Genomic DNA, 23,191 nt, shown 5'->3' with positions numbered 1-23,191 from the left:
ATCAAATCCAATTTATTACCAACGATAATGAGAGAACGCTTTGTTTGCCTCTGCCATCTTATGCGTATCTTCACGTTTTTTAACGGCAGCTCCCTTATTAGCGGAGGCATCCATTAATTCAGCACTTAACCTTTTAGTCATTTCTGTTTCCGAGCGTGCCCGGGCAGAAGAGATAATCCAGCGGATGGCCAACGCTTGAGATCGCTGCGCCCTTACTTCAACCGGCACCTGATACGTTGCGCCACCAACCCGTCTTGAACGCACCTCAATTTGAGGAGAAACATTTTCTAAAGCTTGCTTAAAAACTTCCAAGGGATCATTCCCAGATTTTTGATTGATCTGATCAAACGCCCCATAAACGATTTTTTCTGCAACCGATTTTTTGCCTTCATACATTAGCACATTCATAAATTTTGCTAAAACGGCATCACCGTATTTTGCATCTGGAATAATTTCGCGCTTTTCAGCAGAGTGGCGACGCGACATTAGAGACTCCTTTGTTTCAATAATAAACTATCAATAAACTACTTAGGCTTCTTAGCACCATATTTCGAGCGACCTTGACGGCGATCCTTAACTCCCTGTGTATCCAAAGATCCACGGATGATATGATAACGCACCCCCGGCAGATCAGGCACACGGCCGCCACGCACTAACACGACAGAGTGTTCTTGCAAATTGTGCCCTTCACCTGGGATATAACCGGTAATTTCATTTCCGTTCGTCAAGCGCACACGCGCGACCTTACGCAAAGCGGAATTAGGCTTCTTTGGCGTTGTCGTGTAAACACGGGTACAAACGCCTCGCTTCTGCGGGCATTCGCCCAAAGCAGGGGCTTTTTCTCTTCTTTTACGTTCCTGACGAGGATTACGAATAAGCTGACTGATCGTTGGCATTCAAAAATTTCCTATCACAGACTATAATAACAAACAATAACCGCTCTGAAGCTAAAATCTTCGAGCGGCTGACCGAAAGCCAAGAATTTCCTTGAAATTTTCAGCTCAATCTTACGAAGAAACCACGTCTAAGCCTGGTCGCGCCTACAGCTAGTTTCACAATGTTGCTGCATAATATGAACATGTTTTCTTCCCGTCAAGCACGAATCTTCATGGGTTGCATATTTCCTTGCAGAAAAAACCCCGCAAAGGCCTAAATATTCCCTTAATTTCTGGTGTTTATAAATTTTACCACGCTTATCATGCGCCCCAGGATTGCGCTGGAAATTAATGATAGGGCGAAAGAAGGGTTTGCTGAAGGCTTTGTTACCAAGGCGCTTATGATTCCTTAAAACCTATCAAATCAACATATTCATATTCAAAAATGTTGGAAACCTTTGACCGCAATCGGATAATTTTTATTTAGCAGGTCAAACACCTCAATATTCTTTCCTGCCGTTATTTCCCCTATAACATTCAACAAAACCTGTTCTTGCTGGGCTATTTTTTTGACAAGAGGTAATTTTTCTTTTGGGACGGAAAGTAATAATTCGTAATCATCTCCCCCCGTTAAAACAGTTTCAAGGAGGTCAGGTTCTTGCTGGCATAAGAGACTGGTAGCTGGAGAAAATGGGATAAGACTGCTTCTAACGATGGCCCCCACGCCGGAAGCCTGGCAAATATGCTGCAAATCGCCGAGCAAGCCATCGGATATGTCCATCATCGCGTGGACCAGGTTATTTTGAACTAATTTTATTCCCAAGCTTAAGCGCGGCTGCGGGACCCAATATCGCTGTGTTAAAAATTGATAAAAATCTTCCGATTCGACTGTTAAAGTTTTTTGCAATAGTTTTAGCCCCAACGCCGCATCACCCAATGTACCCGTCATCAGCAATAAATCACCCGGTTTGGCATGCTGTCGTTGCGGCATTTGTATGGCTGATTTCGACAATTGGCCAATGGCGGTAATGCAAATGGTTAGAGGCCCGGGGGTCGAAACGGTATCGCCACCCAGCAAGCCAATGCCAAATTCCTGCTGATCTTGGAACAACCCTTTTGCAAAACTGCTAATCCATGCCTCCGAAATATTAGAGGGCAAAGAAATCGTCATCAAATAACCAATAGGTTCCGCCCCTTTTGCCGCCAAATCAGAAATATTGACGCGTAAAGCCTTGCGGGCAATGCAATCAGGCCGGTCATCCGCAAAAAAATGAACGCCCGCAACCACAGCATCAGCCGTTATTACTAAGCGGGCAGCCTGATCCAGGGAAAGCAACGCCGCATCATCTTGCAAGCGTAAGCTTGCCGGATACGCGGCCGCTAAAGGTAAGAAATACCTGCGGATAACTTCAAATTCGCCCGGCAAATTAGAGGCTGGTTTTTTCTGGCTGGTCATGGGGGCTAGTAGGTCTAATTTGAGAAGAAATCAAATCCAGAATTTTATTGATAAAGCCGATTTCTTTACTTTCATAAAAACAACCCGTAATGTTCACATATTCCGTAATAATTACCTTAATTGGGATATCAGAAAAATTACTAAATTCAAAGGTTGCGGCACGTAAAATAACCCGCAAAACAGTTTCCAAACGATCAATCGGCCACTCTTTCTCCAGATTATTACGCAATAATTGATCTATTTTTTCTTGATTATCTGCCACTCCCGTTACCAATAGATCGAAAAAAGGCCAATCTAACTTGACATTATTTAACAAATCCGACCAATGCACCAAATCATGTTGGCGGTATTGACTGATAATGTGCTTGATCGATTCGTGCGTTATTTCTTGCTGATATAAGGCCTGAACCGCAGCTAACCTGGTCAAATGGCGTTGCATGGGGTGGTATTTTTTGGAGACAACCGACATTATTTTTTATCCTGAAAGAGACGGCGTTTAGTCATAATCATGGACAAACAAGCAGCTGCTGCTTCCCCGCCTTTATTTTGCTTATTCCTTTTGGCACGGTCCCAGGCTTGATTCTTATTTTCAACCGTCAAAATCCCATTTCCTACGGGGTGTAATTGTTGGCAAGCAACCTGCTGCAATCCCCTGGCACTTTCGCCACACACATAATCATAATGGCTGGTTTCACCGCGAATCACACATCCCAACGCAATCGATCCCTCAATTTTTTGTTTTAATTGATTACTCCTATAATCGCTGGCAGCCAATGCCATATGGATTGCAGCAGGAATTTCAAAAGCACCCGGCACCTCCAACAAGTCATAAGAAGCTTTGTTTTGTTTTAAGCACGCCAACGCCCCTTGCAGCAATTCTTCTGAGATATCATGATAGAATTTTGCAATTACAATCAAAACATGTGCAGGCGATGATAAAAGAATCGGGATCGCTGGTTTTTTCCGATCGTTTGACATACTGGCTACCATAGCAAGCCCTTTCTCTAAAAAAATTATAAAGGATATAAAGGCCGTTGACCCATAATCTTTAACCCATGCCCTTCAATCCCGACAATATTGCGAATGTGATTGCTAAGCAAGACAATCTCTTTAACACCTAAATCGCTTAAAATTTGTGCTCCAACACCGTAATCCCTTAATTCGTTCGTATCTTTCACTTCTTCTTGTTCTCGCCTTAGGATACGATCGCTTAAACTGGTTGGTGAAGGCTCACGGATCAAAACCAATATCCCTTTTCCTTCCTTAGAAATTTCCTGCATAGCCAGCTGCAATGGGCTGTTTTTGGCGAATCTCTGATCGCCTAGAACATCTTCCAGGATATTTAGGGCGTGCATGCGCACCAAAACCGGACCTGGCTGCCGGATATCCCCTTTTACCAAGGCAATATGTTCGGCATAAGCAAAGCGGTTGATATAGACAAACATTTGAAATTCCCCGCCATGAGAACTGTGTAAAATAGTCTGCATTTTACGTTCCACCACTTTTTCAGAACGTCGGCGATAGGCGATAAGATCGGCAATGGTACCAATTTTTAAATGATGATATTGGGCAAACCTGACCAAATCATCGCGACGGGCCATGGTGCCGTCTTCATTAAGAATTTCGCAAATAACACCCGCGGGATTTAAGCCTGCTAATTTTGCAATATCGACTGCAGCCTCCGTATGCCCTGCCCGCACGAGCACCCCGCCATCCCGTGCAACTAATGGGAAAATATGGCCAGGGGTTACAATGTCGCGGGAATCTTTTGCAGGATCAATAGCCACCGCCACTGTCTTGGCGCGATCGGCTGCTGATATGCCGGTGGATATCCCCTCTTTCGCCTCAATGGAAACCGTAAATGCGGTTTGATGGCGAGTTTGATTATTAGCTGACATTAAGGGAAGGCGTAATTGCTCAACCCTTTCCCGGTTTAACGCCAAACAAATAAGCCCCCTTCCGTAACGGGCCATAAAATTAATCGATACCGGAGTTACCATCTGGGCAGGGATAACGAGATCACCTTCATTTTCCCGGTCTTCATCATCCACCAATACGAACATTTTTCCTTTTCGGGCATCCTCAATTAATTCGGGAATAGAGGAAATAACTTCATGAAAATCGTTCATCGCGCTGAATATGGCAAAAAAAAACCCCCCCCCTTTCTTTCCCCTTTTTCCTTTTTTGGGGGGGGGGAGAAAAATCTTCATGAAAATCGTTCATCGGCCATGCTCCTTGAGATAGGTGGCAAGATAGCGCGCCAACATATCAATTTCGATGTTAACAAGCGAACCAATTCTTAATAATCCCAGATTGGTTTTTTGCTGCGTAATGGGAATAAGGTTAACTTGAAAAACACCTTCTGAAACATGGTTTACCGTTAACGACACGCCATTAATCGTAATGGACCCCTTCGGGGCAATAAAACCACGCAAAGAGGGCGGGATACGGACGAATAATTGTAAACTGCCTGCCTCAGTTAACACATCTTGGATGGTTGTAACCGCATCCACATGCCCACTGACAAAATGCCCCCCCATTTCATCGCCCACTTTCAATGACCGTTCCAAATTAATCACGGTTCCCACTTTCCAGGTGGAAATATTGGTACATTTTTGTGTTTCCACGGAAACTTCCACCGTAAAGTGATGGCCTTGCATAGCAACCACTGAAAGACACACGCCATCGCAAGCGATAGAACTGCCAAAAACAATTTCTGACGTGGGATAGGAAGTTTGGATATCTATCCTTAGTAACCCTTTATTTTCAATTTTACGAACAGTACCTTTATCCGTAATGATCCCCGTGAACATAATACCCTGACCTGCATTTAAATCTGGATTAAATATACCTTATAAAATCATACAATCTTGTTATAGGGATTGGCCTTCAATCAATCAACCACCTTATCAAGATCAGGCGCTGAAATCATTTGGTATTGTTCAAAGATATCGCCTGATAAATCTTTGATTCTCAAGCGTTGAAATCGGTAGGGGTGGTGGATGGAAACAGGAGATAGGGTTTTGGTCATGCTGATTCCTTGTTCCCCTAAAAATATAGGAGCACGGAAAATAATCAGTTGATCTACCATTTTTTCCTTCAAAAAAGCAGCGTTTAATGTTCCTCCTCCTTCCACTAAAACCCTCGTTAACCCCCGTTCTGCCAGAAATCGAACCAGATGGGGGATCGATAAATCCGCATGCGGCCAAACAACCACCCTTTTTTCCGTCAATTGTTGGAATTTCAAAGGATTTTGCCCGGATAAACAAATAATCCACGTAGGATATTGGCTGGCCGTTTGAACCAATTGACTGTCAAGCGGAATACGCAAATGGCTATCCAAAACAATGCGCAACGCCCGCCTATGTCCAAATCTTTTCAAGCGGCAATTCAATAAAGGATCATCTTTCAATACCGTTCCTATACCAACCAGGATGGCATCATGAAAAGCACGCAGTACATGCGAACGTTTTCTCGAACGCTCATTGGTAATCCACCGGCCATTTCCAGTATCATCCGCAATCTTTCCATCTAAGGAAGCGGCCATTTTTAAGGTTATCCATGGACGTTGCCTTTTTTGGATAGATAAAAAACCAGCTTGGTATTTTTTCGCAACGTCTTCTAAACAAGGGGTGGTCACCGACAACCCAGCTTGCAAAAACTTTTCAATTCCCCGGCCATTGGTGCGCGGATCGGGATCAATTGTAGCGATCACCACCCTTTTTACCCCCGCCTGAATAATTGCATCTACACAAGATAGGCGCTGGCTAGTATGGGCACAGGGCTCCAAAGTCACATATAAAGTTGCCCCAAATGCCCTGGAGCCTGCCTTTAAAAGCGCTCTCTCCTCTGCATGGGGCCTACCTGTATGAGCGGTGCGTGAAATATATAGGGTTGACTGGGCGTCTATAATAAGACATCCAACCGAAGGGTTGGGCCAAGTCTCACCTAAGCCAAGCCCGGCATAACGCAACGCCTGATTCATAAATAGTTGGTCTTGAGGTTGCTCAGGAACAATAGGCATTAATCAAGGTTCTTCTTGTTTATTCGGTTCCGCCACTGCCAAATTTTCAATAAAATTTTCAAAGTCTTTTGCCTCCCTAAAGTTCCTGTAAACAGAGGCATAACGGACATAAGCGACTGGATCTAAATTATACAGGGCATCCATTACCATCGTGCCAATGGTCTGGCTGGTAATTTCCGTATCGCCCAAACTTTCTAATTGTCGGACAATACCGTTGATAACCCTTTCCAATCGTCCGGAATCAATCGGCCTTTTGCGCAAAGCAATTTGCATCGAGCGTGATAATTTATCCCGATCGAAAGGTTGACGACGACCATTTTGTTTCACAATAGTCAGTTCTCGCAATTGAATGCGTTCAAAAGTTGTAAATCGCGCCCCACAGGAAACGCATTGCCGCCGCCTGCGAATGGCTGCAAAATCATCCGTTGGCCTGGAATCTTTAACTTGGGTGTCATCCGTGCTGCAAAAAGGGCATCGCATGAAAACAACTCTTTAAAAAAAATTGAAGAGCAACTAACCCCTTCATAAAATACCATAAGCGAGAAGTAATATAGGGGGTTTATTCTTGATTGTCATCGGAATAAATAGGAAACCGCTGGCACAGTTTTCGCACCTGTCTTAAAACTTTTTTTTCGGCTTTTTCTATTTCTTGATCTTTCCTCGCTGCGTTTAAGACGTAATCAATCCACTCGGCAATTTGGGCAAATTCTTTGACACCAAACCCGCGGGTGGTAACGGCAGGCGACCCCAACCGGATACCCGAAGTGATGGTCGGTTTTTGCGGGTCAAAAGGGATGCTATTTTTATTGCATGTGATACCAGCACGCTCCAAAGATTCTTCAGCAACTTTACCGGTTAATTTTTTGGACCTTAAATCAAGTAAAATAAGGTGGGTATCAGTACCCCCTGAAACCAAACGCCAGCCTAAATTTTGCAATTGCTTCGCAAGAACTTGGATATTTTCTACCACCCCTTTGATATATTTCTTAAAAGATGGTTGCAACGCTTCGCCCAACGCTACCGCCTTGGCTGCAATCACATGCATTAAGGGCCCACCCTGAAGACCGGGGAAAACCGCGCTGTTGATTCTTTTGGATAAGTCTTCGTCATTGGTTAAAATCATCCCTCCCCTTGGCCCGCGAAGGGTTTTATGGGTGGTAGTCGTGATAACATGGGCATGCGCGAACGGATTTGAATAATATCCGGCGGCCACTAACCCTGCAAAATGGGCCATATCCACCATTAAATAAGCACCCACCTGATCAGCAACCCTCCGTATCCTTTGAAAATCAATAATTCGGGGATAGGCTGAGCCGCCAGCAATAATTAATTTAGGGCGATGTTGCAGGGCTAAACTTTCTAAAGCCGCAAAATCAATCATGTCATCATCTGGATGTACGGGATACCCCACCGATTTAAACCATTTGCCTGAAAGATTGGGGGCAGCGCCATGGGTTAAATGTCCACCCGCATTTAAAGACATGCCCATAATACAATCACCTGGGTTGAGTAACGCCAGGAAAACTGCCTGATTGGCTTGTGCACCGGAATGGGGCTGGACATTGACATAGCCACAATCAAAAAGTTTTTGGGCCCGTTCCATCGCTTCCGTTTCTACCTCATCAACAAATCTGCATCCCCCATAATATCTTTTGCCGGGATAACCCTCCGCATATTTATTGGTTAATACGGAACCTTGGGCCGTTAGCACAGCTTGGGAGACGATGTTTTCAGAGGCAATCAATTCAATCTGGTTTTGTTGGCGCCGTTTTTCTGCCCCAATTATTTTGAAGATTTTGGGGTCAGTTTTACTTAAGTCAGTTTTACTTAAGGCCGCTTGAGAAAGTTTTTTCATAAAAGTCACCTGTTTAAAAAGCTATCAGAAAATAATAAAAAAAGAAGAGATAAGGGGATAAAATCAACTTTCTTTTATCCTAATTTTTGTATCCGGCGTTGATGCCTGCCACCTAAAAAGGCAGTTTGCAAAAACTTCACGACACATTCTTTGCCCATTTCTTCGCCAATCAACCGCCCGCCCAAACATAATACATTGGCGTTATTGTGGGCCCTTGATAAATGCGCCGACAACGGTTCATGGCATAACGCAGCCCGGATATGCCTGAATCTGTTAGCAGCCATGGACATCCCGATTCCTGAGCCGCAAACAAGTAAGCCTGCCGCCTTTACGTCTTCTTGAAGTTTTTGGCATACCAGATGGGTCAGATCGGGATAATCAACCGAAACTTCATCAAAAACCCCCAAATCCGTGGCCGGATAATTGATAGAGTGCAGCCATCCGACCAGTTGTTTCTTCAATTGAAAACCCGCATGATCAGCAGCACAGAAGACATGAGAAAATGTAGCTTTTAAATCAAGTGCGGGTAAACTTGTGGGGGATAGGCTGTTCATTGGCTTCTTCTCGCCCTATAATAGAAAAAATTTACAGGTTGAAAATCCTATAAAATGGATGTTCCGTACCAAATTGATCGGCTATAATTTTATATTTTGAGTATGGTTGTTGGGTGTTTTTTTGCAAATTATTTATTCAGCTCGTCAGATTATATTTTTTTCTATATCTTTTTCAAGCACATAAAAAATTCACGATAATTGTTAGCCAAAAGAAAAAGCCGGTAAAGAATACCGGCCTTTCCTTTTGATCTTAAAAAACTCAGCCCCTTATTTTTTTACTTCCTGGGCGAATTTTCCCTTACTCCATACGAACCAAGCATAAACAGGATTCTTCAAATCACCTTTCTGATCCCAATTTAAGGTGCCAATGACCGTTTCGACATTCATCCCACGCAAGGCAGCAGCCACTTTCTTACCATCAAAACTATTGGCCTTCACAACACCCGCCGCCCAGGCTTGAATAGCTGCATAACTGGACAGAGTATAGCCTTCCGGTTCATAGCCTTGGCTGCGGAACTTTTCGACAATTGGTTTCGCCGCTGGTAAGTTTAAGGCAGAGGAAGAATCACTAAAACGTGTCCCCTCGCCCGCAGCCCCGCTGATCGCCCAAAAATCTGAACTGTTCAGGGCATCTCCACCCACAATCATTATCTTTAGTCCTTGTTCAGTGGCCTGGCGTGCCAACAAACCGATATCATTGTGATAGCCGCCCACATAGACTATTTCGATCTTATCCCTTTTCATTTTGCTAATTAGGGCAGAAAAATCACGTTCATTAGCATTGTAAGCTTCAAACATTTTTTCACGTAGACCAGCGGCGTTCATGTTCTTCTTGGTTTCATCCGCCAATCCTTTACCATAGGCTGATTTATCATGCAAAATCGCCACATTCTTGCCCGGATAGGTTTGCGCCAACCAACGCCCCGCAAAATCTCCCTGCTTATCATCACGCCCACAAGTCCGCATCACCGTTGTCCAACCTTTTTTGGCGGCATCATCCGTTAACAAAATATTGGTTGAAGCCGGGGTAATTTGCAAAATCCCCTCCGCAGCATACACAGCCGATGCCGGAATGGAGGAGGAAGAACAAAAATGCCCAGCCACAAATACAACTTTCCTCTTTACCATATCATTGGCAACCGCAACCGCTTGCTTGGGATCACAAACGTCATCGCCAATCACCAGCCGCAACTTTTTACCCAATATCCCACCCCGGGCGTTGATATCTGCAACGGCTTGTTCAGCCCCATACCGTAATTGCTCCCCAAATGCCGCAATAGATCCCGTCATAGGCCCTGCTACCCCGATAAGTATTTCTTCCTGGGATTGCCCAGTTATTGGATAGGAAACTGACATCATAGTTGCAGCAAACGCTAAACTTTTTAATAATTTGTTTTTCACTTTTCTCTCTCCCTAAATAAACCTAAAAATACAATCCGTTTTTCTACTCTATAACTCTTCCTAATTTTAGCCACTATTTTTTTACTTCCTGGGCGAATTTTCCCTTACTCCATACGAACCAAGCATAAACAGGATTCTTCAAATCACCTTTCTGATCCCAATTTAAGGTACCAATGACCGTCTCGACATTCATCCCACGCAAGGCAGCAGCCACTTTCTTACCATCAAAACTATTGGCCTTCACAACACCCGCCGCCCAGGCTTGAATAGCTGCATAACTGGACAAGGTATAGCCTTCCGGTTCATAGCCTTGGCTGCGGAACTTTTCGACAATTGGTTTCGCCGCTGGTAAGTTTAAGGCAGAGGAAGAATCACTAAAACGTGTCCCCTCGCCCGCAGCCCCGCTGATCGCCCAAAAATCTGAACTGTTCAGGGCATCGCCACCCACAATCATTATCTTTAATCCTTGTTCAGTGGCCTGGCGTGCCAACAAACCGATATCATTGTGATAGCCACCCACATAGACTATTTCGATCTTGTCCCTTTTCATTTTGCTAATTAGAGCAGAAAAATCACGTTCATTGGCATTGTAAGCTTCAAACATTTTCTCGCGTAGACCGCTGGCATTCATGTTTTTTTTGGTTTCATCCGCCAATCCTTTGCCGTAGGTTGATTTATCATGCAAGATCGCGACGTTCTTACCTGGATAGGTTTGCGCCAACCAGCGCCCCGCAAAATCTCCCTGCTTGTCATCACGACCACAAGTCCGCATCACCGTTGTCCAGCCTTTTTTAGCGGCATCATCTGTTAAGGCAATATTGGTTGAAGCTGGGGTAATTTGCAAAATCCCCTCCGCAGCATACACAGCTGATGCCGGAATAGAAGATGAGGAACAAGCATGCCCCACAACCAAAGCAACTTTCCTCTTCACCATGTCATTGGCAACCGCAACCGCTTGTTTAGGATCACAAACGTCATCGCCAATCACCAGCCGCAACTTTTTACCCAATACCCCACCCCGGGCATTAATGTCCGCAACCGCCATCTCAACCCCTTTGACCATTTGTTCGCCCAGTGCCGCGACAGGGCCGGTAATTGGACCGGCAAAGCCAATCAATACTTCTTCTTGGGATTGGGCAGCTGAAATGCGGGCCATGCCCACTAAAATCATAGACGCTGCCAGAGCAACCGAAAATAAGTTTTTAGCCATTTTTTTCTCCAGATTTAAATGATTCCGATAATAATATTATTAGTATTAGCCCTCATTATAAGGTAATCAATGCAATAATTCGATTTATATTGTAACTTTATTATATTTTATTTAAAACGCCGACCAATCAATTTGCTTTGTTTTGCCAGAAAAATATAAAAGTACGTTGATATAACCAAGGGTATTGATGGATCATCTTATATACCTTGGTCAGCCGGTAAGACCCTAAAGATATCAGAAAAATAACCAGCGTATCTACTATATAGGCGGCATAACTATCCAACACCCCTGCAAAGAGAGCATAGTGCATAAAACGATCAAATAATCCGAGCAAGGCGGAATATCCTATACAATACCACCAAGGCTGCCATTTACCTGCCACCGCTTGGCCGGTCGCATAAGCGGCAAAACCAAACAGAAAAACAGTAACCCCTAAAAATTCTGGCAATGCCAAATCAAATTTTATGAGAAGCTCTTCCATATTTCTACTTGGTCCTTGTATTTTTATAGCTTTAGCCGCCGAGGTAAGCTTTATTAATATCAGGATTATTCAATAATTCCTGACCCGTTCCTTGAATAACAATTTGCCCATTCGCCAATACATAGCCCCGATGCGCCAATTTCAAAGCATGATAGGCATTTTGTTCGACCAACAAAATGGTCATTTTAAATTCCTGATTCAGTTGACGAATAATCTCAAAAATCTTTTGCACAATAATCGGGGCTAACCCTAAAGAAGGTTCATCCAATAACAACAATTTCGGACGGCTCATGATAGCACGGGCGATCGCCAACATTTGCTGTTCCCCACCCGATAAAGTCCCCCCGCGCTGGCGGCGGCGATTGTATAAAATAGGGAACAGGTCAAAAATCTTTTGTAAATCTTTTTCAAAAAAATCTTTGGAGATATTTGTCACCCCCATTTGTAAGTTTTCCATCACCGTCATTTTTGGGAAGATATGGCGTCCTTCCGGACAATGGGCAATACCTAAGCGCATAATCTGGTGGGTCGGCAAAGAAACGATCGATCGATTAAGAAATAAAACGTCTCCCTGTTGGGGTTTGGGTTTTCCACAAATAGTCATTAACAAGGTTGTTTTTCCAGCCCCATTTGCCCCAATCAGCGACACTATTTCCCCTGCCTTGACCTGCAAATTGACCCCACGCAATGCTTCCACATGGCCATAAAAACTATGGACAGCTTTTAATTCTAAAATATTTTGTGGTTCCGGGTTGCTGGTTTCAGTCATTTTCATCAATTATTACATTAAGGTCATTGATCATTTAAAGTATGTCCAAGGTAAGCTTCAATAACGGTGGGATTTTTTTGAATATCTTCAGGCGTTCCTTCAGCAATTTTTTTTCCATAGTTCAAAACGACCAGGTGATCAGAAATTTTCATCACCACACTCATATCATGTTCTATCAACAAAATACTGGTCGCATGATTATTCTTAATTTCAAGCAACAAATTATTTAATTCAGCGGATTCTTTAGGATTCAGTCCGGCTGCCGGTTCATCCAAACATAACAAGGTTGGATCCGCGCACATGGCACGGGCAATTTCCAAACGCCGCTGCGCACCATACGGCAAGGAAGAAGCTGGCTCATCTGCCCTTTCAAGCAATCCAACCTGATTTAACCAAAAACAACATTTATCAATTGCCTGACATTCTTTGTTAACATAGAAGGAAAGTTTAAGAAAATCTTGCCATTTTTGATAAAAACCATTTTTGTCTTTCAACGCATTCGAACTGGATAGAAGCGCCAATAAACTAAAGCCGGAAGCTTTCATTAAAGCTGTATGTTGCGAAACCATCATATTTTCAAGTAAGGTCATCGCTGGGAATAGGCGAATATTTTGAAAGGTACGGATGACCTTAGCTATTCGCGCAATTTTAAAACCTTCCATCCGCTCCAAAAGAAAGGTTTTTGCTGGTTGATGTAAGCTTAATCGACCAATTGTCGGTTTATAAAAACCGGTTAGGCAATTAAAAAGGGTGGTTTTCCCCGCTCCATTAGGCCCAATAATGGCAGTGATCTCCCCCTTAACAGCAGTTAAGGAAACATCGTCGATGGCGGTCAACCCGCCAAACCGCATCGTTAAATGTTCAACATCCAGGATGGGTGTTTTTGTATTCATCATCTGGCATTCAACGAAAAAGGAGGGCTGGCAAAACGACGAAAAATCGTCGGATACCGCCGGGAAATAAGCCCGCGGGGGCGCCAAATCATAATAAAAACTTCCAATCCGCCCAATGCCAGCATGCGGAACTGTTCCAAATCACGAAATTCAAGCATAAAAATTAAAATAACGGTTGCCAAGACGATCCCCAATTGATTGCCCATCCCCCCTAATACTACAATTGCCAAAATAGTAACAGATTCCATAAAAGTAAAACTTTCAGGGCTAATAAAACCTTGGTAAGCGGCAAAAAAACACCCCGCGACACCCGCAATCATTGCACCGGTGGCAAAGGCTGCCAATTTTACATTGGTAGGATTTAACCCTAGCGCCCGACAGGCAATTTCATCCTCCCGCAAGGCTTCCCATGCCCGGCCGATCGGAAGCCGGCGCAATTTTTTGACAAACCACAACACGAACATAGCAATACCTAAAATCAATAAATACATAAATATGTAAAAATGCTCACTGCTGTAAGATAGCCCCAACCATTCAGATACGGTGTTTCCTTGGCCGTTCGGTTCTTCAAAAACATAACCGAGCAATGATGGTTTGGGGATTTGATTAAGTCCGTTCGGCCCCCCTGTAAATTGATACCAATTTACAAGAATCATACGGATAATCTCACCAAAACCTAACGTGACAATTGCTAAATAATCTCCCCGCAACCGCAAAACAGGAAACCCTAACATCACCCCAAAACCGCCCGCTAGTAGCCCCGCCAATGGCAGGCAAAGCCAGAAACTAAAGCCGTAATATTGCGATAAAAGGGCATAACTATAGGCACCCACCGCATAAAAAGCGACATACCCCAAATCCAATAACCCTGCCAACCCAACGACAATATTCAAACCCCAAGCTAACACCACATATAAGAGAACTTGGGTTAGAATATTAAGGTAACGTCGGTCAATAACCGACAAAAAAGGCAGAGAAATCAGGATAAAAAGAACAGCGATAGCTATCATCCAGCGGAAAATGGGTGATAAATAAATCTTGGGGGGAGAAGTAGGCAGAACAATTTTCTTCTCCCGTGCCGACTTTTTCGAGTTATACGTTGCAGCCAAATAAATAACTAATCCCATATAAATGGCCGCTGTCATCCAATTCAATTTATTATCAATATAGGGTAATGGTAGGTCGGAAAAGCCATACATCTCCCTTAGTAAAAGGCCCATGACAAAATAAACGCTGACTACCCCAGCCAAGAAGATAGCTGGCAAGCGATAATGAAATTGCCGCAGGCCCAGACAAAGACGGCCAACAAACACAAAAACCACCAGCGCTAAAACTTGGGATAAACGCCAATCTAGTTCAAGGTTGATCCCCCGCGCCTCCGTTTTAAACCCTATTAGTAAAAATCCGAGTATTCCCCCTACCAATGACATGATAGCTGAATCACCCAAAATTTTGGCAATAGGGGATGGGGAAGATGGCTTTGGAAGCGTTGTATCCATGTTACACCTTCTCAACCTCAGGCCTGCCCAGTAACCCAGTGGGCCGGAAAATCAATACCAGTACCAACACACTAAAAGCTGCCAAATCTTTATATTCAACGGAAAAATATCCCGAAAACAAAGACTCAATGACCCCTAACAACAAGCCGCCCAGCATAGCCCCCGGCAGGGAGCCGATACCGCCCAAGACTGCCGCGCTAAAGGCTTTGACGCCAGCAATGAATCCCATATAAAAGTCAACCACGCCATAAAAAAACATGAACATCAACCCGGCTATGGCCGCTAAAGATGCGCCAATAATAAAAGTGATGGAGATAACGCGGTCGACATTAACACCGAGTAACGCCGCCATCTTCATATCTTGTTCACAGGCCCGTTGGGAACGGCCAAGGGAAGTCTTGGTAATCAACAACGTGAAAAAAATCATCAAGATCACGGTGGCGATAATAATAAACAGCCTTAAATAACTGATGGAAATAGAAAAATCCTCCCCTTCAAACAAATGCAAACTGCCTTGGATGACGGGCGGGATGGATTTTGGCCTAGCCCCTTGCAATAATTGAACATAATTTTGTAAAAAAACTGACATGCCGATCGCGGAAATCAAAGGTGCCAGGCGAAAGGAGCCGCGCAACGGGCGATAAGCAATCCTTTCAATCGCCCAGCCGTAAGTTGCGGTCAATGTAACGGAAACCACCAAAACAATAATAATAGCCACAGGCAGTATCGCAACACCCAATGTTTGTAACAGTAAATAGGTGATAAGGGCATGGAAAGCCCCAATCATAAAAACTTCGCCATGGGCAAAATTAACCATGCCAATAATGCCGTAAACCATGGTATAACCGATTGCAATTAGTCCATATACCGAGCCAAGGCTAAGGCCATTAATCAATTGTTCGATAAAATATCCCATTACTTCTTGCCATTTCTTGCATATATGCAAAGCCGCCAAATCTTATAAGTCATTTCATGTATTGGTTTTTATTATTTTGATATTACTTTTGCTGCAATTTCTTTATTTTTAAAATTAATTATTTTAACCTATTACGAACACAATAAATATGGCAAGGCTATTTTTGCGGGAAGGAGAAATTGAATGTTGATAGACGTTTTAATCGCAAAGGGGATATTTTTGGCTGATGATTAAGAAAACCCAACAGATTGATCCAAAAAAAACAGAAGCACTGATCCACCAAATATTGGCCGTAGGGCTGGAGATCCGCTATGTTGCCGTATGTGATGGTATAAAAGTGCTGTCCCATCAACGCCAAGACCTGCTGCAACCATCGGGCAGCATTTCTGATTTGTACGAAGAGCTTTTTGTAAATCCTACCCTCATGAAGATCCTCACTCAGCGAGGAGCATTGGATTGTGGTGGCTTCGAATATGTTTTGGTAAGATACGGTAATTTTTTTCAATTTGTTACCCCGATAGCTGAATCAGCCCATATTTCTATTGCTATTGAAGCAGATGGGGATATAACAAGAATTATCCCTTTATTGCGCGATAAGATTAAGACCTTTGTCCGATAATTTCATAATTGGAACCATTTTCCTATATTTCTTTAAGAATAATTTTAAACCTTACACATAGTCATTTTTACGCGGGGAGTATCACATGCAAAAACAACCAGCAGCTGCCAGTTTTAATTGGGAAGATCCCCTGCTTTTAGAAGAACAATTGGCGGAAGATGAAAAACTCATCCGGGATACGGCTAGGCAATATGCCCAAGGGCATTTGATGCCCAGGGTTTTAGATAGTTTCCGGCACGAGAAATTTGACCCCGCCATTATGCGCGAACTAGGATCTTTGGGCCTTTTGGGATCAACGATTGAGGGATATGGTTGCGCTGGCACGAATTATGTCAGTTATGGTTTGATTGCCAGGGAAATTGAGCGGGTTGATTCAGGATACCGTTCTGCCATGAGCGTACAATCCAGTTTGGTCATGTACCCGATTGATGCTTTTGGCAGCGAAGAACAAAAACAAAAATATTTGCCAACCCTAGCTACAGGTGAAAAAGTTGGCTGTTTTGGATTGACCGAACCTGATCATGGATCTGACCCTGGAAGTATGGTCGCGAAAGCAGAAAAATCAGGCGACGGATATATTTTAACGGGAAGCAAAACTTGGATTACCAATTCCCCAATTGCCGACGTTTTTATTGTGTGGGCTAAAGATCCTCAAGGCTTAATTCGTGGCTTTATTTTAGAAAAAGGCATGAAAGGATTGTCCGCTCCTAAAATCGAAGGGAAGATGTCTTTACGCTGTTCGATCACCGGCCAAATTGTGATGGATCGGGTGAAGATAGGGAAAGAGCATCTTTTACCCTTGGTGACGGGTTTAAAAGGACCCTTTAGCTGTCTAAACAATGCCCGCTTCGGCATTGGTTGGGGAGCATTGGGAGCAGCAGAAGCATGCTGGCATGCGGCCAGGCAATATACTTTAGACCGCAAGCAGTTTGGGCGACCATTAGCGGCCAATCAGCTGATCCAATTAAAGTTAGCCAATATGCAAACAGAAATTACCCTGGGTTTACAAGCTTGCCTAAGAGTAGGCCGTTTAAAAGATGAAGGCAAGGCAACCCCTGAAATGATTTCCCTAATCAAACGCAATTCCTGTGGCAAAGCTTTAGACATCAGCCGGGTTGCCCGGGATATGCACGGCGGTAACGGCATTGCCGATGAATACCATGTCATCCGCCATATGCTCAATTTAGAAGCGGTTAATACCTATGAAGGGACACATGATATCCATGCTTTGATTTTGGGTCGCGCCCAGACTGGCATTCAAGCGTTTAGTAATGCCGATTAAATATCCCGAATGATTTTGAAATCCCTAACTGTTGCGGAAACCCTTCTATTAACCCCACCCCACCCAAAAAAAAGGCCAGCATTTGCTGGCCTTTAATAATCTTGCTATCCCCAATTTAGGTATTAGCTTATCGCCTTACCAGCATTCAATGTTTATAACCTTATAAACCGTTCTTTAAGAAATTGGGCGCAAACAATTGCTTTTTAAGAAGTCCTGCGGTAGTTCATCTGGACTACCACTTGGTCCCTCTAAACCTTCTTTTAGTCTTTTTGTAATTAAGGCATTCCATTCTTCAAGTTTGAGTGCGCCAACAAAATGTTGCCCGGATTCACTTAGAAACTGGCCGGTTTTTGTCAATTCAAAAGCATTTTGCCATTCAACGGCTGCCTTCTCTTTCAGTCCATTTCGCCAATAAATATCACCCAAATGAAGGCGGATTTCTGGGCTGCCGGGTTCATTTAGGGCAGCTTGACAAACAGGGGAAATGGCCTCTTGATAACGCCCCATTTTATATAAAACCCACCCATAAGTATCAAGATAAGCAGCCTCATTAGGCTCCTCCTCCAATACCATGGAGATCATTCGCAAAGCTTTTTCGAGATTTCTATCAGAATCCGCCCAAACAAAAGCCAGGTTGTTGATAGCCATAAAATTGCCAGCGGCGGCGGCTTGCTCATTCCAATATTCTGCATTTTGCCTATCAAGAGGAACACCTAAGCCAAAGCTATAGCTATAGGCCAAAGCAGCTTGGGCTGGGCTATATCCTGCCCGAGCTGCTTGCGTATAAAGGGCAGTGGCTCTTTTCCAATCTTTCGGTACACCTAAGCCAAGAGAATAGAGATAACCCAATTCATGTTGTGCCTGTGCATCCCCAGCATCGGCCAACTCTTTAAATATTTGGGCTGCCAAGTCATAATCGCCCTGCCTTAAAGCCAGATAGCCACTATTTAAATCAGCTGCGTATATAGTTGCATTGCTACAAAATAACAGAAAAACAGCCAAAATAGCTTTGGCTGCTACCGTTGAAAAAATATTTCTGATTCTTTTACCAACCATTTTTCTATGCGATACCTTAAAAATCATCCCTATCATTTTGAGCGCCTGAAAAACTTAATCCCTAAATCTGATACACTGGCTCGTTTTTATTTTCATAAGCAAAAGACGGCTTTTTCCCCTCTAAATCAACAATTACTTTGCCGCCTTTGCTAAGTCTACCAAAAAGCAATTCATCTGCCAATGGTTTCTTAATATATTCTTGAATTGTCCTTGCTAAAGGCCGTGCACCGTAAACAATATCGTAGCCCACCTCCGCTAACCACTGGCGGACAGCCTTGGTAAATTCGATGGCAACACGCTTTTCTATCAATTGTGCAGATAATTGGGTCAAATATTTATCAACCACTTTTTCAATCACGTCTAAAGATAATGGGGCGAATGATATAATGGCATCCAAGCGGTTACGAAATTCGGGTGAAAAAATTCGCTGGATAGCGTCCTGCACCTGCTCAAAGGGCTGTTGCCGACCAAAACCGATCGCTTGCTTTTGCATATCCGCAGCCCCCGCATTGGTGGTCATAATTAAAATAGTGTTTCTAAAACTGATGGATTTTCCTACATGGTCAGTCAATTTGCCATGATCCATCACCTGCAGGAGGATATTAAACAAATCCGGGTGGGCTTTCTCCATTTCATCCAACAACAAAACGTTATGAGGATGCTGGTCGACAGCATCAGTCAGTAATCCACCCTGATCAAATCCCACGTAACCGGGAGGAGCACCTAAAAGACGGGAAACCGTATGTTTTTCCATATATTCCGACATATCGAAACGTAATAATTCCACCCCTAAGAAGCGGGCCAGTTGCCTTGCTAATTCCGTTTTACCAACCCCCGTAGGTCCTGCGAACAAATAACTTCCCACGGGCTTTTCTAACTCCCTAAGACCTGCCCGTGACATTTTGATTGAGCTGCTTAATAACTCAATTGCCGGGTTTTGGCCGAAGACCACTTGTTTCAGATTTTGTTCAATATTTGATAACATCTGTAAATCGTTACTGGAAACTGAAGAAGCGGGGATACGAGCAATCTTGGCCACGATGCTTTCAATATCCGCGAGATCGATAATTTTCTTCCGTTTATCGACGGCTATTAGGCGTTGTGCAGCCCCTGCCTCATCCAAAACATCAATAGCCTTATCGGGTAATTTTCGGTCATGGATATGTTTAACGGATAATTCCACTGCACTACGGACCGCTTGGTCTGTATAGGAAATTTGGTGATGGCGCTCGTAGGCTGATTTAATTCCCTGCAATATTTTCACACTGTCTTCCAAAGAAGGTTCCTGGATATCAATTTTTTGAAAGCGGCGCAGTAAGGCACGATCTTTTTCAAAATAGGTACGAAACTCCCGAAATGTGGTAGACCCAATGCAACGCACATGGCCGCTGGCTAAAGCTGGTTTTAATAAATTAGCTGCATCCATAGTGCCGCCGCCTGTCGCCCCTGCCCCAATAATGGTATGGATTTCATCGATAAACAAAATAGCATGTGGTTGCGCTTGCAAAGCATTCAGAACTGCCTTTAAGCGCTCTTCAAAATCCCCGCGGTACCTTGCCCCGGCAATTAACGCACCCAAATCTAAACTATAGACAACCGCTTGGGCCAGCGGTTCAGGCACTTGCTGATGGATAATTTTGTAAGCCAAGCCTTCCACCATCGCTGTCTTACCAACCCCTGGATCCCCTACATATAAGGGATTATTTTTGGTTCGTCTGCAAAGAATTTGGATCGTTCTTTCCAATTCGACATCCCGGCCAATTAAGGGATCAATTTTTCCATCTTGGGCTTTCTTATTCAAGTTGATACAATAGGTGTGCAGCGGGTTATTTTTGGTTGTTTTATCGGTTTGGTCTGGGCTTATATCGCCTTCCAAATGATTAGCCGTTTTTAAAGGACTGGCGGAAGAATTTTTTCCAATTCCGTGGCTGACAAATTGCATCGCATCAAGCCTGGACATATCCTGCTGCTCTAGAAAATGAATGGCGGCACTTTCTTTTTCAGAAAACATCGCGATTAGCAAATTAGCCCCACTAATTTCCTGCTTACCCGCCGATTTTGCTTGCAAGACAGCCCGTTGGATAGAACGCTGAAAAGCAATAGTTGGCTTTGATTCTTTGGTTTCAGTGAGCATAATGGCGCCAAAATTATCTTCAATAAATTCGGTAATATCTGCCTTTAATTTTGCAATATTTACCTGGCAGGCTTGCAAGACAGCTAAGGCGTCTGGATCATCCGTTAAGGAAAATAAAAGATGCTCAAGTGTTGTATATTCATGCCCATATTTGATAGACAAGTCAAAAGCACGGCGAATAGTTTTTTCAAGATGAACACTAAGCATGTTTATTCTTTCTCCATAGTGCATTGAAGAGGGAATCCATGATGACGAGAAAATTCATTAACATGGGTTACTTTAATTTCTGCAATATCATATACATAAACCCCACATATTCCCAACCCTTTTTGGTGAACTTGCAGCATAATGTAGGTTGCTTCTTCATAACCTTTATCGAAGAATTTTTTCAATACATTTACCACAAACTCCATTGGAGTAAAATCATCATTTAACAACAAAACTTTATATTTAGGCGGCTTTTTAGTTTGAGCTTTTGGCTTACTTTTAATCAATACGGCAGTTTGGTGATGTTCTAAACCACCCATCTTATTATGCTGGCTACCCATACCGTTATCCACCGGGGAAAATGCTGTATTGTCCATGTAATAAATCGTTTATCCTTAAGCTTTACAAAAATATGATCGCACCGATAGTGCTAATGTAGTCATAAAATCAGAAAATCTCAAGGCCGTGGAATTAATTGTTATACATCCTCTCAACATCCATCCCATAAAATGGTTACAAATCTTTCGATTATTTTTATAGTTGCGGGATTAAAGCAAATCACTTAGCTTTTTACATTATTATAAAAATACATATGTTGCGCATTCATGTTTTATTTCTTAAAAACTACATTTTCAGGATCACCTGTAAAGTTGCAATCCCACCCTATTATGCGACGGTTTTCCCCCGTTTTCTTATTGTTGGCTGCCTGTCATTTAATCATTGCCAGCTTAAATTTTGTCCAGGCCCGTACGCCCGTTTCTTCCTATGTCATTGTCAATGCCAGCAACGGCTTGGTAATCGCCGAATCAAAATCTAATGTCGTTACTTATCCTGCCTCTTTAACCAAAGTGATGACGTTGATGTTGGTTTTTGATGCCTTGGATAAAGGGCAATTAAAACTGAATCAAAAACTTTTAATTTCTCATCGTGCCTCGATTATGCCCGCGACAAAAGTCGGTCTAAAGACAGGGGATACGATTACAGTTGAAGATGCCATCCAAGCATTGATCATTCATTCAGCTAATGATGCGGCCGTTGTTATCGCAGAGAACTTGGCTGACAGTGAGGCCAGTTTCGTAAAGTTGATGAATGAGAAGGCAAAAAAAATTGGCCTTATCCAAACAACTTTTGGTAATGCTTCAGGCCTACCCCACTTTAAACAGGTGACCACAGCCGCAGATATGGGCAGATTATCTTTGGCCCTTATTCGGGAATATCCAGAGTATTATCAATATTTTTCTAAAAAAAGCTTTACCTATCATAACCGGCAGTTTTTTACCCATAACAGTTTATTAAAAGAATATGACGGCGCTGACGGGTTAAAAACAGGCTATATCCGGGCGTCGGGATATAATTTGATTACGTCAGCCCAACGTGGCAACAATCGCTTAGTCGTCGTTGTGATGGGTGCTCGTTCCTCAGCTCTGCGTACAAAGCAAATGATTCGCTTATTAAATATGGGTTTTAAAGAGATTAATAAACCTCTCACCCAGCAAAGCACTTTATTTGCCCCTATCAATCGTCAGCCAGTCCGAAATTCCAAACCATTACCCAATCCTGCTTCTTTAAAACCTGCTCTGAAACCAAGTGTTGCTATATATGCTGAGCCGTCGGGCCAGGAAAAGAGTTGGGGCATTCAGATAGGCGCTTTTGCAACCTATAATTTAGCACAGGACGAGCTAAATCAAGCGATTACCGTATTGGGGCAATCATCTTATGGGCAAGCCAACATAACCGTTTATCAGGCAGGTAAAGGAAAGACATTTTATCGCGCCAGGTTGCTGGGTTTAACCAATCAAAAAGCATCTGAAGCTTGCAAATTGTTAGTCAAAAAAACCTTCAGTTGTTTCCTGGTTAAAAACGTCCCGGCAACCGCTGAGCGGCACTAGTTTTAGTCGCGCCTTCCCTTTTTTTGATACTGCTTTTAGCCAATCATCGTTCAGCAACCCCTAAAATGATT

General features: G+C 43.3%; 24 protein-coding genes. 3 read left to right on the top strand and 21 right to left on the bottom strand.

All coding sequences use genetic code 11. From position 1 onward, the window contains the following. Positions 1-15: 15 nt before the first annotated feature. The 18 genes from rpsG to IPP67_05390 all read right to left on the bottom strand — a co-directional run bounded on the left by rpsG (position 16) and on the right by IPP67_05390 (position 15,933). Positions 16-486: a 30S ribosomal protein S7 gene (rpsG, locus tag IPP67_05475; protein MBL0338619.1), complete on the bottom strand. Its 471-nt coding sequence runs from the start codon at positions 484-486 to the stop codon at positions 16-18. A 38-nt stretch (positions 487-524) separates the two neighbouring features. Then, the gene (locus tag IPP67_05470; protein ID MBL0338618.1) at positions 525-896 is read right to left on the bottom strand and encodes a 30S ribosomal protein S12; all 372 of its coding nucleotides are present in this window, start codon (positions 894-896) and stop codon (positions 525-527) included. 418 nt (positions 897-1,314) lie between these two features. Beyond that, positions 1,315-2,331, bottom strand: a complete 1,017-nt coding sequence (gene thiL / locus IPP67_05465) for a thiamine-phosphate kinase (protein ID MBL0338617.1) — start codon at positions 2,329-2,331, stop codon at positions 1,315-1,317. Next, the gene (gene nusB, locus IPP67_05460) at positions 2,303-2,800 is read right to left on the bottom strand and encodes a transcription antitermination factor NusB (GenBank protein MBL0338616.1); all 498 of its coding nucleotides are present in this window, start codon (positions 2,798-2,800) and stop codon (positions 2,303-2,305) included. Before nusB ends, thiL begins: the two co-directional genes overlap by 29 nt. Then, positions 2,800-3,309, bottom strand: a complete 510-nt coding sequence (locus IPP67_05455; protein MBL0338615.1) for a 6,7-dimethyl-8-ribityllumazine synthase — start codon at positions 3,307-3,309, stop codon at positions 2,800-2,802. Before IPP67_05455 ends, nusB begins: the two co-directional genes overlap by 1 nt. Before the next feature lie 35 nt (positions 3,310-3,344). Then, positions 3,345-4,460: a 3,4-dihydroxy-2-butanone-4-phosphate synthase gene (gene ribB / locus IPP67_05450; GenBank protein MBL0338614.1), complete on the bottom strand. Its 1,116-nt coding sequence runs from the start codon at positions 4,458-4,460 to the stop codon at positions 3,345-3,347. 90 nt (positions 4,461-4,550) lie between these two features. Beyond that, on the bottom strand, positions 4,551-5,144 hold the full coding sequence (locus tag IPP67_05445) for a riboflavin synthase (protein MBL0338613.1): 594 nt from the start codon (positions 5,142-5,144) through the stop codon (positions 4,551-4,553). An 80-nt stretch (positions 5,145-5,224) separates the two neighbouring features. Next, on the bottom strand, positions 5,225-6,355 hold the full coding sequence (ribD, locus tag IPP67_05440) for a bifunctional diaminohydroxyphosphoribosylaminopyrimidine deaminase/5-amino-6-(5-phosphoribosylamino)uracil reductase RibD (GenBank protein MBL0338612.1): 1,131 nt from the start codon (positions 6,353-6,355) through the stop codon (positions 5,225-5,227). A 3-nt stretch (positions 6,356-6,358) separates the two neighbouring features. Next, on the bottom strand, positions 6,359-6,835 hold the full coding sequence (gene nrdR / locus IPP67_05435) for a transcriptional repressor NrdR (protein ID MBL0338611.1): 477 nt from the start codon (positions 6,833-6,835) through the stop codon (positions 6,359-6,361). Positions 6,836-6,914: 79 nt separating this feature from the next. Continuing rightward, the gene (locus IPP67_05430) at positions 6,915-8,210 is read right to left on the bottom strand and encodes a serine hydroxymethyltransferase (protein ID MBL0338610.1); all 1,296 of its coding nucleotides are present in this window, start codon (positions 8,208-8,210) and stop codon (positions 6,915-6,917) included. A gap of 74 nt (positions 8,211-8,284) precedes the next feature. After that, positions 8,285-8,764: a ribose 5-phosphate isomerase B gene (rpiB, locus tag IPP67_05425; protein MBL0338609.1), complete on the bottom strand. Its 480-nt coding sequence runs from the start codon at positions 8,762-8,764 to the stop codon at positions 8,285-8,287. A gap of 267 nt (positions 8,765-9,031) precedes the next feature. Continuing rightward, the gene (locus IPP67_05420; protein MBL0338608.1) at positions 9,032-10,123 is read right to left on the bottom strand and encodes a branched-chain amino acid ABC transporter substrate-binding protein; all 1,092 of its coding nucleotides are present in this window, start codon (positions 10,121-10,123) and stop codon (positions 9,032-9,034) included. 115 nt (positions 10,124-10,238) lie between these two features. Beyond that, a complete protein-coding gene (locus tag IPP67_05415) occupies positions 10,239-11,375 on the bottom strand; it encodes a branched-chain amino acid ABC transporter substrate-binding protein (GenBank protein ID MBL0338607.1) in 1,137 nt (378 codons plus the stop codon). Positions 11,376-11,502: 127 nt separating this feature from the next. Further along, positions 11,503-11,856, bottom strand: a complete 354-nt coding sequence (locus IPP67_05410; GenBank protein ID MBL0338606.1) for a hypothetical protein — start codon at positions 11,854-11,856, stop codon at positions 11,503-11,505. Between the two features lie 31 nt (positions 11,857-11,887). Continuing rightward, positions 11,888-12,625, bottom strand: coding sequence for an ABC transporter ATP-binding protein (locus tag IPP67_05405; GenBank protein MBL0338605.1), 738 nt, complete (start codon positions 12,623-12,625; stop codon positions 11,888-11,890). A gap of 23 nt (positions 12,626-12,648) precedes the next feature. Beyond that, positions 12,649-13,518 carry an ABC transporter ATP-binding protein gene (locus IPP67_05400; protein ID MBL0338604.1) on the bottom strand — a complete coding sequence of 290 codons (870 nt, stop codon included), beginning with the start codon at positions 13,516-13,518 and terminating at the stop codon, positions 12,649-12,651. Next, entirely contained in the window at positions 13,518-14,738 is a 1,221-nt protein-coding gene (livM, locus tag IPP67_05395) for a high-affinity branched-chain amino acid ABC transporter permease LivM (GenBank protein MBL0338603.1), read from the bottom strand. Before livM ends, IPP67_05400 begins: the two co-directional genes overlap by 1 nt. 280 nt (positions 14,739-15,018) lie before the next feature. Continuing rightward, the gene (locus IPP67_05390) at positions 15,019-15,933 is read right to left on the bottom strand and encodes a branched-chain amino acid ABC transporter permease LivH (protein MBL0338602.1); all 915 of its coding nucleotides are present in this window, start codon (positions 15,931-15,933) and stop codon (positions 15,019-15,021) included. A gap of 226 nt (positions 15,934-16,159) precedes the next feature. On the opposite strand from IPP67_05390, the gene IPP67_05385 reads away from it, so the two are divergent. Further along, a complete protein-coding gene (locus IPP67_05385; GenBank protein ID MBL0338601.1) occupies positions 16,160-16,552 on the top strand; it encodes a hypothetical protein in 393 nt (130 codons plus the stop codon). An 85-nt stretch (positions 16,553-16,637) separates the two neighbouring features. Then, positions 16,638-17,834, top strand: coding sequence for an acyl-CoA dehydrogenase (locus IPP67_05380; protein MBL0338600.1), 1,197 nt, complete (start codon positions 16,638-16,640; stop codon positions 17,832-17,834). A 174-nt stretch (positions 17,835-18,008) separates the two neighbouring features. On the opposite strand, the gene IPP67_05375 is transcribed toward IPP67_05380, so the two are convergent. The 3 genes from IPP67_05375 to clpS all read right to left on the bottom strand — a co-directional run bounded on the left by IPP67_05375 (position 18,009) and on the right by clpS (position 21,608). Further along, positions 18,009-18,890 (bottom strand): sel1 repeat family protein, encoded by an 882-nt coding sequence (locus IPP67_05375; protein MBL0338599.1) that lies wholly within the window; start codon positions 18,888-18,890, stop codon positions 18,009-18,011. A 61-nt stretch (positions 18,891-18,951) separates the two neighbouring features. Continuing rightward, positions 18,952-21,231 carry an ATP-dependent Clp protease ATP-binding subunit ClpA gene (gene clpA / locus IPP67_05370; protein MBL0338598.1) on the bottom strand — a complete coding sequence of 760 codons (2,280 nt, stop codon included), beginning with the start codon at positions 21,229-21,231 and terminating at the stop codon, positions 18,952-18,954. Positions 21,232-21,233: 2 nt separating this feature from the next. Continuing rightward, the gene (gene clpS / locus IPP67_05365; GenBank protein MBL0338597.1) at positions 21,234-21,608 is read right to left on the bottom strand and encodes an ATP-dependent Clp protease adapter ClpS; all 375 of its coding nucleotides are present in this window, start codon (positions 21,606-21,608) and stop codon (positions 21,234-21,236) included. Positions 21,609-21,899: 291 nt separating this feature from the next. On the opposite strand from clpS, the gene IPP67_05360 reads away from it, so the two are divergent. Then, positions 21,900-23,120: a D-alanyl-D-alanine carboxypeptidase gene (locus IPP67_05360; GenBank protein MBL0338596.1), complete on the top strand. Its 1,221-nt coding sequence runs from the start codon at positions 21,900-21,902 to the stop codon at positions 23,118-23,120. Positions 23,121-23,191: the final 71 nt, after the last annotated feature.

This window comes from Rhodospirillaceae bacterium (assembly GCA_016722635.1).
Classification (GTDB): Bacteria; Pseudomonadota; Alphaproteobacteria; order JAEUKQ01; family JAEUKQ01; genus JAEUKQ01.
Note: the sequence above shows the minus strand (reverse complement) of the source record. Positions and strands in the feature narration are given on the sequence as shown.